Genomic DNA, 12,583 nt, shown 5'->3' with positions numbered 1-12,583 from the left:
TCCCCGCCACCGGTCGAGCTTGCCGGAACCCCGCTGGCACACACAGCGCCTGCGCCCTGGTTTCGACGAGCCCGACCGACGACACCCGAAGAAGGATGCCCGGCGTCACGCGACGCCCAGGTACGCCTCCTTGATGGCGGTGTTCGCCAGCAGTTCCTTGCCCGTCCCACTGTGTGTGATCGTGCCGGTCTCCAGCACGAAGGCGCGGTCCGCGCGAGCCAGCGCCTGGTTCGCGTTCTGCTCGACGAGCAGGATCGTGGTGCCCTGCTCGTTGATCTCGGAGATGATGCGGAAGATCTGCTTGATGAACTGGGGCGCGAGACCCATCGACGGCTCGTCCAGCAGCAACAGCCGCGGGCGGCCCATGAGCGCCCTGCCGATCGCGAGCATCTGCTGCTCGCCGCCGGACATCGTGCCGCCGAGCTGCGTTTTGCGCTCCATGAGTCGCGGGAACAGGCCGAACACCCGGTCCAGGTCCTCCTTGACTCCCGTGCGATCCTTGCGTCCGTACGTCCCCATGTCGAGGTTCTCGAGCACCGTCATGCCTGGGAAGATCCCGCGGCCCTCCGGTGCCTGCGATATCCCCCTGACGACCCGCACGTGCGCCTTCGTCTTGCTGATGTCCTGACCGTCGAAGGTGATCGAGCCCTTGGTCAGGTTGAGCAGTCCAGAGATCGCCTTCATCGTCGTGGTCTTGCCGGCGCCGTTCGCCCCGATCAGAGAGACGATCTCGCCCTCCTGAACGGTGAACGACAGGCCGTGCAGCGCCTCGATCCGGCCGTAGCCGACCACGACGTCCTTCAGTTCAAGCAGCGTCGTCATCGGGCTCTCCCAGGTAGGCGGAGATCACACGAGGGTCGTTGCGCACCTCGGTGGGGGATCCGTCCGCGATCTTCTTTCCGAACTCCAGCACGACGATCCTGTCGCAGACGCCCATCACGAGCCGCATGTCGTGCTCGATGAGCAGCACGGTGTATCCGTCGGCGCGGATCGTGCGGATCAGGTCCATCAGCTGATCCTTCTCCGCCGGATTGAATCCGGCCGCCGGTTCGTCGAGGCAGAGCACCTTCGGATCCGTCGCCAGCGCACGCGCGATCTCGAGACGACGCTGGCTGCCGTACGGCAGGTGCCTGGACAGCGTGTCGGCGGAGTCCGCGATGCCGACGAACTCCAGGAGCGCCATGCCGCGCTCGATCGAGGACTTCTCCTCCCGATAGTGACGTGGGCTGCGCACCAGGGCGCCGGGCACGCTCGTCTTGTGACGGGCGTCCAGGCCCACGACGACGTTCTCCAGCGCCGTCATCTCACCGAAGAGACGGATGTTCTGGAACGTGCGCGCGAGGCCGGCGCGCGTGATCTTGTGCTGCTTCTTGCCCTTGATCGACGCGCCCTCCATGAGCACGTCGCCGTTGGTCGGCTTGTAGACGCCTGTCATCGCGTTGAACGCCGTCGTTTTGCCCGCGCCATTGGGCCCGATCAAACCGAGGATCTCGCCGCGGTTGATGTGGAACGTCACGTCGTCGAGGGCCGTGAGGCCGCCGAACTTCACCGTGACGGCCTTCACCTCGACGAGTTTCTCTCCCACTTCGACGGCGATGTCGCGTTCGGATGCCGCCGCCTCCGCGAGCTCCTCGTCGACGCCGGCCTCGGCGAGTATCGCCGCATTCTCGGCTTCGTCGGGCACGTCGGCGTCGGCGGCCGGCGACGGATCCGGCCCGATGTCGGTCAGGTCGGCATCCTCAGGCCCCCGGTTCGGGACCGGCTCCGGAATGGCGCCGATGTTCGGGTCGTTCTCGACCGGCACCTGCTCGGGACGTTCGCCCTCTGGGATGCCGTCGCGTGGCTCGCTCACTCCGCGCCTCCCTTCGCGCCGTCGGCGGTGTCCTGAACAGGGCCGTTCCCAACGCTGCCCGCGCCGGAGCCGGCATCGCTGCGAAGGGCACCGCCGTCAGCACGGGCGTCCGCGGTGTCCGTCGCAGTGACGGATGCGGTCCCAGCAGCCGGCACGGGATCGCCTGGTTTCGCCCGCGCGTCCCTCAACTCCCTGATCTTGTCGCCGATCACCCTCGAGTACGTCAGCAGGTGGGCCTTCGCCGCGATGAGCCCCTGTGGGCGGAAGATCATCAGGATGATGAGGATCACGCCGAAGAGCAGGTATTTGTAGTCGGCGATCGCCGTGAACCGCAATGGGATGTACGCCACGATCGCGCCACCCAGGATGGCACCGACCTTGTTGCCCGATCCGCCGAGCACGACGGCCGCGACGAACAGCATCGACGTGGCGACGTCGAACTTCTGATTGTTCACGAAGCCGACCTGACCGGCGAACAATGCGCCGGAGAGCCCGCCGATCCCGGCACCGATCGCGAAGGCCCACAGCTTGAACTTGAAGGTGGGCACACCCATGATCTCCGCGGCGTCCTCGTCTTCGCGGATCGCTATCCAGGCGCGGCCCACGCGGCTGCGCTCGAGGTTGCCGACGAGCAGCAGGATCACCACGACGATCGTGACGGCCAGCCAGTACCACGGGGTGCCGTTCGAGACGGAGAAGATCGGGTGACCCTGGGCATCCGTCCCCGGCGGATGCCCGACTTCCTTGAATCCGACCTGGCCTCTTGCCGCCGGAATGATCGTCGCCAGAATGCGGATGATCTCACCGAAGCCGAGCGTCACGATCGCCAGGTAGTCGCCGCGCAGACGGAGCGTCGGGAGTCCCAGCGCAACGCCGAACACCATCGCGATTCCGAGCGCAAGGGGCAGCGTCCACAGGTAGGGCAGGTGGATGAGCGTCGAGTCGGGCGAGGTGAAGAACGCCGCCGTGTACGAGCCGATCGCGAAGAACGCGATGTATCCCAAGTCGAGCAGGCCCGCGAAGCCGACCACCACGTTCAGGCCGACGGCGACGAGCGCGTAGACCGCCATCTGGAAGCACGCGATCGGGAAGTCGTTGCCAGGTTCGGTCGTGATGAGCCATGGGTTGGCGACCGGCAGGTAGTAGACAGCGGCCAGCACGATGAGCAGGAACAGCCACTGCTGCCAGCGCGCCATGCGATTCCAGCGGCGCCGCCATCCGCCGAGGAACTGCCTGCGACCTCCGACCGACTCGTTCTTGTCGAGCAACTGGGTGGTGCGGGCGGTAGGCATCGGGGTGCCGCCTCCGATGGCGCTCATGCGCGGCTCCTTCCGAGGGTCTGTCCGAGCAATCCGGACGGCCGCACCAGAAGCACCAGCACGAGCACGATGAAGGCGACGACGTCGGTCCATTGCGAGTCGCCGAGCAGCAGCTGCCCGTAGTTGCCGATGACGCCGATCAACAGACCGCCGAGGAGCGCGCCCCTGACGTTGCCGATACCGCCGAGCACGGCTGCCGCGAACGCCTTGATGCCGAGCACGAATCCGCCGTTGTAGATGACACCGCTCGGCACCTTCATCACGTAGAACAAAGCGGCGGCACCCGCGAGGATGCCGCCGATGACGAAGGTGGTGACGATGATCCGGTCCTTGTTCACGCCCATGAGAGTGGCTGTGTCGGGATCCTGGGCGACGGCGCGGATGCCTCGTCCCACTCGGGTGCGACGGATGTACTGATCCGTCGCGATCATCAACACGATCGCCGCGATCACGATGGTCAGCTGCTGACTGTCGATGATCGCACCGAACACCTGGAACACCGGGGTCGGAATGAACATCGTCACTGCCGGCTCGGCATTGCCGCCCCTGATCAGGAAGATCGTGTACTGGATGGTGAACGACGCACCGATGGCAGTGATGAGGAACGCCAGCCGCGACGCACCACGGCGCCGAAGCGGACGGTAGGCGACCCGCTCGACGATGAACGCGGTGACGACCGAGAACACCATGCCGACGATCATCGCCAGCGTCAGGTTCAGCACGATGGCCCAGATGGAGAGGTTCGGCGCGCTGGGACCGAATCCGAGGGTGGTCAGCGTCGCCACCACCCCGTAGCACCCCATGATGAACACCTCGGAGTGCGCGAAGTTGATGAGGTTGAGCACGCCGTAGACGAGCGTGTAACCCAGTGCGATCAATGCATAGATGGCGCCGAAGGTCAGTCCGTCGAAAGTGGCGGGCCAGAAGTTCTGAATCAGTGAGTTGACGTCGAAGCTGATCCAGCTGTTGTCGGTGGCGACGGATGCCGGCAGTGCAGCCGGCAGGGAAAGGAGGGTTGCGAGCATGTGGTTCTTCCGGTGCCGTGTCCATCCCGACTTCGTCGTCGGGATCGGGTGTTCGGGTCAAGCATGGCCGCGCCGTGGGGCTTCATCGTGACGCCCCACGGCGCGGCCGATATCTCGCGCTTCAGCTATCCGATGGCTCCCACCGACACGATCTTGCCGCTGTCGACCTTGTAGCCGTACACCGTCGACTTCGCGAGCTCACCTGTGGAGTCCCACTGGTAGTGCTTGCTCAGGCCATCGGCGTTGTAGTTCTTGACCCAGTCCTTGAGCTTGGCCCGGTCGGTGTTCCCCTTGTCGATACCGGCAAGCAGGATGGTCGCCGAGTCGTAGCCCTCGATCGAGTACGTGCCAGGAGCCGCGTTGAACGCCGCCTGGTACTGGTCGGAGAACGACTTGATCAGCTCGCCCGGGATGCAGGGGCAGGTGAAGTACGCGTTGTCGGATGCGTTGCCGGCCAGCTTGATGAACTGGTCGTCCTTCACGCCGTCGGGACCGACGAACACGCCCTTGTAACCCTTGTTGACCAGCTGCTGGTCGAACGGCGCGCCCTCCGCGTAGTAGCCGGAGTAGAACACCGCGTCGGGCTTCGCGTTGATGATCTTGCTGACCGTCGCGGAGAAGTCCTTCTGGCCGGTCGTCACCTTGTCGGTGCCGTCGACCTTCGAACCGAGCGCCTTCTGGATGGCGGTGGAGAGGCCGATGCCGTAGTCGGAGTCGTCCTGAACGACGTACACCTTCGGGAGCTTCAGCTCCTTGGTGATGAAGGTCGCTGCTGCCGGTCCCTGCACGTTGTCGTTGCCGAGGGCACGGAAGAACGTCGTCCAACCGTTCTTGGTCAGGCCAGGGTTGGTGGCCGACGCCGTGATGTGAACGAGGCCGGCCTGCTCGAAGATGCCACCGGTCGCCTGCGACTCACCGGAGAACGGAAGGCCGACGACGCCGATGATGTCCGGCTCGTTGACGGCCTGCGTCACAGGGCCGGTCGCCTTGGTCGGGTCGCCCTCTGTGTCGAACTTCTTGAACTGAACCTGGCAGCCCGGGTTTGCCTTGTTGTGCTGGTCGATCGCGAGCTGTACGCCGTTGTAGATGTTGATGCCCAGCTGAGCATTCGGGCCCGTCTCCGCACCGATGTAGGCGAGGGTCAGGTTGCTGTCGCACGTCGCCTTGCCATCACCGGCAGGCAGGACGGCGTCCTTCGGGACGTCGATCGTCGTCTGGACCGGAAGGTCGACTTTGCTCGTTGCGGAGGTCGAGCCTCCGGTCGACGCCTGGTTCACACAACCAGCCGTCAGGAGCGCCACCGCTGCTGCTGCGGCGAGCGCCCCGATGATCCTCTTGGATGCCATGAAAATGCCTTTCACGCGTCTGTGCCGGGGTGTCGGGCCCCGTATTACACGGTTGCAATGTTCAAGAACCGTAGACGAGTGTTCTCACGCGCCGCAACGGATCGGGCAGGCATTGTGCCAAATCTTTACAAAGTGATTACACGGTCGCACGGCCACGTTCCGTGCAGATCCGGCCGTCTTCGTCCGGGTCGTGTTGACTCCGAGTCAGTAGACGGCGAGCGGGATCCGGGAGCGTCGGGCCGCGTCGGACACCCGGAAAAGCGCGTGCCGAAAACATCGTCCAGGACCCCGGGTCCGTCCGTCCGAGGCCGGTCGACGGCGGTCGGGTCGCCGAGTATTCCGGCTCGGGCATATGCCCGGACGCTAAGGCACTCTGCACTATCGACACCAACCGGACCGCCGCGCCCGATCGGGCCTGAAGCGGTCGGCGCAGCCCCGTCAGTAGTCGCGGTGCGCCGCTCGACTGACTCCATCGACTCGGCCGAGCAAGCAAGCTCGCTCGACGCTCACCTCAGTCGTCAGTAGTCGCGGTACAGCGCTCGACTGACTCCATCGACTCGGCCGAGCGAGCAAGCTCGCTCGGCTCTCGCCTCAGTCGTCAGTAGTCGCGGTACAGCGCTCGACTGACTCCATCGACTCGGCCGAGCGAGCAAGCTCGCTCGGCTCTCGCCTCAGTCGTCAGTGCACGTAGTCGAGCAGGTCGCGGCCGACCGCCCGCATGCCGTCCAGCACAGCGAGCCGCGCGGACAGATCCGTGTCGTCGAACGCCGTGCACACCGTGTACGCCACGCCCGCGCGCGGACCTCGGAGAACGCCGACCTCGCCGCGCACGCCGGAATCCGTGCCGGTCTTGTTGACGAGCAGCAATCCGTGATCGGGTGCGCGGTGCGCAAGCGGATCCAGTCCGAACGCGCTGGCCACCATCGAGAGGTCGTGACCGAGCGAGAGCCAGCCGATGACCCGTTTGCTCGTTGCGGCGTCGACCACCTCTCCCCTTGCCAGTGCGGAGAACAGCCAGGTGAGCTCCTTGGCGCTTCCTACCGAGAGCTGCGGTGCGTCATCCGGTCCGCGATGGTCGCGCACGAGATCCAGCATCGCCGTGTGCTTCAGGCCGAGTTGCTCGGTGCGAACGCGCACGGAGGCGAGTCCGATGCGACGCAGCAGCACATTGGTGGCGAGGTTGTCGCTGGTCGCACCGACCAGCGCCGCGAGGTCGGCGAGCGGAAGGGAGGGAGCAGCGAGGTGCTGCCAGATGCCCGAGTCGGCCACGGCATCCGACTGGGTGCGATCGACCAGGCTGAGCGAGCTCGTCTCGCGGGACTCCAGACGTGCCGCCAGCTCGATGAGCAGCAGCACCTTGCCGATCGACGCCGTCGGCATGACCACGTGGTCGTCGACGGAGAACAGCACGGCTCCGGTGGCGAGGTCGACGGCGCGCGCCGAGACCTGCACTCCCGCCAGTGCGAGTTCGCCGAGCGCTGCGAATCCGCGGCTGAAACTCTCGCCCGGCTCGTGGCCGCGGTGCTTGCCGCGGCGGCCCCCGTTGTGCCTGGCTCGACGTTCAGAACCCTGGACGGGAGCGCTCACGATCTGGTCATTCCTCATCGACGTGCGGACGTAAGACGGATGCTGCTCCCCCCGTCGCGGCATCCCGATTCCCTCCATCAAACCACGACGACCGACCGGGCGGATCTGCCGCGGTCGGCCGTCGGAGCCGAATCACCAGATGCTTACGCGAGCCTCGGGATCGAGCCACGCGACATCCGTCCCCTGCACGTCGAACGCGTCGTAGAACGCGTCGATGTTGCGCACGATCTGATTGCAGCGGAACTCGTTCGGCGAATGCGGATCGATGGCCAGCAGTCGCACGACCTCAGCGTCGCGACCCTTCTGCTGCCACGCCTGGGCCCACGAGAGGAAGAACCGCTGTGCGCCGGTCAGGCCGTCGATCACCGGAGGCTCCTCGGCCTTGTGTCCAGCGCCCGTCGACGGGTTCAACGAGAGCAGGTACGCCTTCCAGGCGATGCCGAGCCCGCCGAGGTCGCCGATGTTCTCGCCGATCGTGAGGGCTCCGTTGACGTGGTTCTCCGGCACCTGGGCCGGGGCGAGCGCGTCGTACTGCGCGATCAGCGCGTGCGTGCGCTTCTCGAACGCAGCGCGATCCGCTCCGGTCCACCAGTCATCGAGCTTGCCGTCGCCGTCGAACTTGGAGCCTTGGTCGTCGAAGCCGTGCCCGATCTCGTGCCCGATGACCGCGCCGATCGCGCCGTAGTTGGCCGCGTCATCCCGATTCGGCTCGAAGAACGGGAACTGCAGGATGGCCGCAGGGAACACGATCTCGTTGAACCCCGGGTTGTAGTAGGCGTTGATGGTCTGCGGCGTCATGAACCACTCGTCGCGGTCGAGCGGCTTGCCGATCTTGCCCAGCTCGCGGTGGAACTCGAACTCGGCTGAGCGACGGACGTTGCCGATGAGATCCGTCGGATCGACGAGCAGGCTCGAGTAGTCGCGCCACTTCACCGGGTAGCCGATCTTGGGCGTGAACTTGGCGAGCTTGTCGAGCGCACGGTTGCGGGTGTCCTCGCCCATCCAGTCCAGCGTGCGGATGGACTTCTCGTACGCGGTGATGAGGTTGCCGACGAGGATGTCCATGCGCCGCTTCGACTCAGGCGGGAAGTGCTCCTCCACGTAGACGCGACCGACGGCCTCCCCCATCGCACCCTCGACGAGCGAGACGCCGCGCTTCCACCGCTCGCGGATCTGCGGGGTGCCGGTGAGGGTGCGGCCGTAGAAGTCGAAGTTCGCGTCGACGAAGTCGCCGCTGAGGTACGGCGCCGCGTCGTGCAGCACCCGCCAGCTCAGCCAGTCCGTCCACTGGGTGAGACGGTTCGCGGTGAGGAGCGAGGCGAGACCGGTCGTGAAGCTCGGCTGTCGGAGCACGAGTTCGTCGAGGGATCCGTCGGGGGCGCCGAGCGCGTTCCGCCACACGCCGAGGGCCACCTCGGGGGCGAGGGATGCGGCATCCGTCCAGCTGAAGAGGTTGTAGGTCTTCTCGCTGTCGCGGCTGGCGACGTTGTCCCAGTGATGCTTCGCGATGGCCGTCTCGAGGTCGAAGACGTTCTGCGCGCGACGCGGGGCATCCTGGAATCCGGCGAGCTCGAACATGCGCTGCACGTGCGCGACGAACGCTGCACGGATGGGCGCGAACTGCTCCTCGCGGTAGTAGCTCTCGTCGGGAAGCGAGATGCCGCCCTGCTCGACGAACACGAGGTAGCGCTCGGGGTTGCCGGGATCGTTGTCGACGAAGAGCTGGTAGAAGCCGCTCAGTCCGCTCTTCTCCAGGTGTCCGATGGTCTCGAGCAGGTCGTCGATCGAGGCGACATTGCCCGCGAGGGCGAGACGGGACTCGACAGGACTGACGCCGAGTTGCTCGATGCGCTCCGTGTCCATGAAACTTGAGTAGAGGTCACCGAACTTGCGCGCCTCTGTGCCCTCCTGCGCATCCTGGGCGGCGTCGATGATCTCGCGCACGGCCTTCTCCGACTCTTCGGCCAGGATCATGAACGACCCCCACCTGGCCTTGTCCGCCGGTATGTCGGTGCGGTTGATCCACTTGCCGTTCACGTGCCGGAAGAGATCGTCCTGGGGACGGATGCCCGGGTCGAGCTCGTCGAGCAGGATGCCCGAATCGAGCACGGAGTCGGTACCGGTCTCTGCTGGCTTCTGCGCCGCGTCAGTCATGCGCTCCAGCCTACGGATTCAACGGACCCTACGTGGCGGGCGCTTCGTGCTCCTGCCTGCGCATCGTGTCCCATTCCTGCAGGAGATCCGGGAGCCGACCCCGGATGAAGGTGAAGAATCCGAGCATCTCCTCGAGGCGCTGCACCACCTCGCCGTGTTCTTCGCCCACGGACGGCAGCACGCCGGCGGTCAGCGTGATCATCGCGTCGAAGATACGGGTCTCCGACATGCTCGCGGCGTACCAGGAGTTGTTCGGCAGCTCGTAGACATCCCGCCGGCTGCCAGGCTGCGAGACGCGGCGCACCATGGTGAGCGTCTGCAGATAGCGGACGGCACCCGAGACGGCAGCTGCGCTCACATCCAGTCGATCGGCGATCTCCGCAGCGGTGAGACCGCCGTCGGCCACGGTGAGTGCGAGCAGGACTCTCGAGGGCATCCGCGGGAATCCTGCCCCATTCAGAAGCGCCGAGGCGTGCTCGGCGTACTCGCGCAACTTGTCATCGTCGTGTGCCACGACACCTCCCCCTCAGGGCTGCTACGAATTCCTGCTGGGCTGCGGCGCCTTTGCATCCTCACCCGACCATGGATTCGGCAGCCCACCCTAGATTCTGCCGGTCCGCCGCACGGTCTTCCGCCGGAATGCGGAATCACCGTGCGGCTCGACCTTCATCGCCGACAGTGCGTCAGGACTGCGATACCAACCCCCGCCTCGTGAACACGATCGCCGCGAGGGCGAAGGCGACCACGGCGATCCCGATGAGCCACCAGGTTCCGCTCCAGTCGGCGGACGACATCGGCGGAACGGCCGTGTGTGCGGTCGGCGCCACCTGTCGCACCCAGTCAGGCAGGTTCAGCAGGCTGCCGAACTCGCCGAGCACGACGCCGACGCCGAACACGATCCATCCGGCGGCGATCGTGAGCTTCGGGATCACGGCGAACACGAGGGCGGTGACCCCCATGTACACGGCAACGGCAGGCAGCTGGGCGATCGAGAGCAGGATCGTCTGTCCGACGAGGCTCTGATCGATGGTCGCCAGGGCGCTTCCCGCGACGATCCCGGCCACCGTGAGGATGACGGCGGATGCCACCAGCCCGACGATCACGTACGACAGGAACCAGCGCAGTCGCGACACGGGCGTGGCCAGCACGAGCTCCGCGGTCGTCGCGGCCTCCTCCTGACGCATCCGCATGGCCGTCTGGATGGCGGCACCGGCCACCACCAGTCCGATCAGCGCGATCATCACGCCGATGAACACCTCGAACACGGTGCCGTGTCCTGTGCCCATCTCGTCGATCGCCTTCGACAGGTCCTTGTTCTGGCTGATGCTGTCGTTGAGCGTCTTGCCAAGGCCTCCGATGGCGGCGCCGCCGAGCACCGCGCCGATGCCCCAGCCGATGATCGATCCGCGCTGCAGCCGCCATGCCAGTCCGATCGGGCCACGCAGCACGGCGGATGCCGTTCCTCGCCCGAGCCGCGCCGCGACGAGTCCCGCGCCGGTGTCGCGCACACCCTGCAGGAGCACCGACACGACGATGAGCACGGCGGCGAGCGCCAGGCTCAGCAGACCCGGCCACCACAGATTCTGCGTGTACGGGAGGGTGCGCAGACCCCATCCGATGGGCGTGAACCAGATGGCGGCACCGGGCGTCACGTGCAATCCGTCGCTGGAGACTTTGCCTGCAGCGTTCCCGGCTGCGGCAACGACCCAGAAGAACGCGACGGCCGCTGAGCCCCATCCGTTCGCCGCACGCGAGGTGGAGAAGATCTGGCCGAACAGGAGCCCGATGCCGAAGAACGCCATGCCCGTCGTGGCGAGCGCCCAGCCGAGCACGATGGAGCCAGGGACGTCGTATCCGGTCGCCATCGCGGCGAGCGCGCCGAACAGTCCGACGCCCACGTTGGCGATGACCGCGAGCATGAGCGTGGAAGCGGTCATCGACGGACGCGACGCCCGCGTGGCGAGGACGAGCTCGGCGCGTCCGGCCTGCTCGTCGGCACGCGTGTGCCGCACGGCGAGGAACGTGTTCATGAAGCCGACGAGGATGAGGAGGTAGGCGCCGATCTCCATCACGAAGAACGAGCCGGCCGACGGCCCGTCGGGGTCCCCGCGCAGCGCAAGCAGCGTCGGATCGACGCTGGCCAGCCTGATGACGGCCACCCGCAACGACTCGGTGTTGTACGTGGAGGCGAGCGCCGCTGCGACGAACAGCACGCTGAACGCCATGACGACGACCCAGACCGGGACGAGTATTCGGTCGCGGCGCAACCGGAACCGGAGGAGTACTGCTGTCGCACTCATCACGAGACCCGTTCCAGCGAGTTGTCCGCAGCCGTGATCTCGTCGCCGTAGTGCCGCAGGAACAGCTCTTCCAGTGACGGAGGCGTCACGGTCAGCGCCTGCACGTGCAGTGCGCCGAGCGACGGGAGCATTGCGGCGACCTCCGAGCTGTCGACGGTGAAGTGGATGCGGTCGGATTCGACGGTAACGTCGTGCGCTCCGGGGATGGCCTCGACCGAGGCGAGCTCGACGCCTTCGGCGAGGAACGACACCTCGGTGCGGGTCAGGTGGCGCAGGTCTGCGAGGCTGCCGGACTCGACGGCGGCTCCCGCGCGGATGATGGTCACCCGATCGCAGAGCGCCTCCACCTCGGAGAGGATGTGGCTGGAGAGCAGGATGCTCGCGCCGTCGTTCCTCTTGATGCTCTCGACCTCCTCCGAGAACACGGCCTCCATCACGGGGTCGAGGCCGCTGGTGGGTTCGTCGAGGATGTACAGGCTCGCGGGCACCGCGAATGCCGCGATGAGGGACACCTTCTGCCGGTTGCCCTTGGAGTACGTGCCCGCCTTCTTGCGCGGGTCGAACTGGAATGCCTCCACGAGGCGGGCGCGACGCTGCTTGTAGTCGGACGAGCGCGTGTCCGCGCCGCGCAGCCGAGCCATGAAATCGATGGTCTCGCCGCCGGTCAGGTTCGGCCAGAGCGCGACGTCGCCCGGGACGTAGGCGATCCGCTCGTGCAGACGGCTGGCCTTGCCCCACGGGTCTTCGCCGAAGACCTTCGCCTCACCGCCCGATGGCCGGATCAGCCCGAGCAGCACGCGGATGGTGGTGGACTTGCCTGCGCCGTTCGGCCCGAGGAAGCCGTGTACTTCGCCTTCCCCCACCGTGAGGTCGAGTCCGTCGAGAGCGTGGACCCGTCCGAACCGCTTGAGCAGTCCCCGGGTCTCTATCACTGAGGTCATGAGCGTGACATTACGCTCGTTTCACAAAATTGTGAATCTTCCTAACGGAACGCTAACGG

General features: G+C 66.3%; 10 protein-coding genes. All 10 read right to left on the bottom strand.

From position 1 onward, the window contains the following. Positions 1 to 105 precede the first annotated feature (105 nt). Positions 106 to 822 (bottom strand): ABC transporter ATP-binding protein, encoded by a 717-nt coding sequence (locus HII28_RS12345; RefSeq protein ID WP_170025658.1) that lies wholly within the window; start codon positions 820 to 822, stop codon positions 106 to 108. Beyond that, a complete protein-coding gene (locus tag HII28_RS12340; RefSeq protein ID WP_346769331.1) occupies positions 806 to 1,657 on the bottom strand; it encodes an ABC transporter ATP-binding protein in 852 nt (283 codons plus the stop codon). Before HII28_RS12340 ends, HII28_RS12345 begins: the two co-directional genes overlap by 17 nt. A gap of 191 nt (positions 1,658 to 1,848) precedes the next feature. After that, the gene (locus HII28_RS12335; RefSeq protein WP_170025657.1) at positions 1,849 to 3,171 is read right to left on the bottom strand and encodes a branched-chain amino acid ABC transporter permease; all 1,323 of its coding nucleotides are present in this window, start codon (positions 3,169 to 3,171) and stop codon (positions 1,849 to 1,851) included. Next, positions 3,168 to 4,196 carry a branched-chain amino acid ABC transporter permease gene (locus HII28_RS12330; RefSeq protein ID WP_170025656.1) on the bottom strand — a complete coding sequence of 343 codons (1,029 nt, stop codon included), beginning with the start codon at positions 4,194 to 4,196 and terminating at the stop codon, positions 3,168 to 3,170. The genes HII28_RS12335 and HII28_RS12330 overlap by 4 nt, the downstream gene beginning before the upstream one ends. Positions 4,197 to 4,321: 125 nt before the next feature. Further along, positions 4,322 to 5,542 (bottom strand): branched-chain amino acid ABC transporter substrate-binding protein, encoded by a 1,221-nt coding sequence (locus HII28_RS12325; protein WP_170025655.1) that lies wholly within the window; start codon positions 5,540 to 5,542, stop codon positions 4,322 to 4,324. Positions 5,543 to 6,220: 678 nt separating this feature from the next. Further along, the gene (locus HII28_RS12320) at positions 6,221 to 7,129 is read right to left on the bottom strand and encodes a serine hydrolase (protein WP_170025654.1); all 909 of its coding nucleotides are present in this window, start codon (positions 7,127 to 7,129) and stop codon (positions 6,221 to 6,223) included. A 132-nt stretch (positions 7,130 to 7,261) separates the two neighbouring features. Beyond that, on the bottom strand, positions 7,262 to 9,283 hold the full coding sequence (locus HII28_RS12315; RefSeq protein WP_170025653.1) for a M13-type metalloendopeptidase: 2,022 nt from the start codon (positions 9,281 to 9,283) through the stop codon (positions 7,262 to 7,264). Positions 9,284 to 9,311: 28 nt separating this feature from the next. Beyond that, a complete protein-coding gene (locus HII28_RS12310; RefSeq protein WP_170025652.1) occupies positions 9,312 to 9,797 on the bottom strand; it encodes a helix-turn-helix domain-containing protein in 486 nt (161 codons plus the stop codon). Positions 9,798 to 9,966: 169 nt separating this feature from the next. Beyond that, positions 9,967 to 11,583: a hypothetical protein gene (locus tag HII28_RS12305; RefSeq protein ID WP_170025651.1), complete on the bottom strand. Its 1,617-nt coding sequence runs from the start codon at positions 11,581 to 11,583 to the stop codon at positions 9,967 to 9,969. Continuing rightward, positions 11,583 to 12,524 (bottom strand): ABC transporter ATP-binding protein, encoded by a 942-nt coding sequence (locus tag HII28_RS12300; RefSeq protein WP_170025650.1) that lies wholly within the window; start codon positions 12,522 to 12,524, stop codon positions 11,583 to 11,585. Before HII28_RS12300 ends, HII28_RS12305 begins: the two co-directional genes overlap by 1 nt. Positions 12,525 to 12,583 lie beyond the last annotated feature (59 nt).

The sequence above is a fragment of the Planctomonas sp. JC2975 genome (assembly GCF_012985205.1).
Lineage (GTDB): Bacteria > Actinomycetota > Actinomycetes > Actinomycetales > Microbacteriaceae > Humibacter.
Note: the sequence above shows the minus strand (reverse complement) of the source record. Positions and strands in the feature narration are given on the sequence as shown.

Coding starts and splice junctions, on each gene's coding strand:
- HII28_RS12345 (WP_170025658.1), bottom strand. CDS start 822: ATGACGACGCTGCTTGAACTGAAGGACGTCGTGGTCGGCTACGGCCGG.
- HII28_RS12335 (WP_170025657.1), bottom strand. CDS start 3,171: ATGAGCGCCATCGGAGGCGGCACCCCGATGCCTACCGCCCGCACCACC.
- HII28_RS12330 (WP_170025656.1), bottom strand. CDS start 4,196: ATGCTCGCAACCCTCCTTTCCCTGCCGGCTGCACTGCCGGCATCCGTC.
- HII28_RS12325 (WP_170025655.1), bottom strand. CDS start 5,542: ATGGCATCCAAGAGGATCATCGGGGCGCTCGCCGCAGCAGCAGCGGTG.
- HII28_RS12315 (WP_170025653.1), bottom strand. CDS start 9,283: ATGACTGACGCGGCGCAGAAGCCAGCAGAGACCGGTACCGACTCCGTG.
- HII28_RS12305 (WP_170025651.1), bottom strand. CDS start 11,583: ATGAGTGCGACAGCAGTACTCCTCCGGTTCCGGTTGCGCCGCGACCGA.
- HII28_RS12300 (WP_170025650.1), bottom strand. CDS start 12,524: ATGACCTCAGTGATAGAGACCCGGGGACTGCTCAAGCGGTTCGGACGG.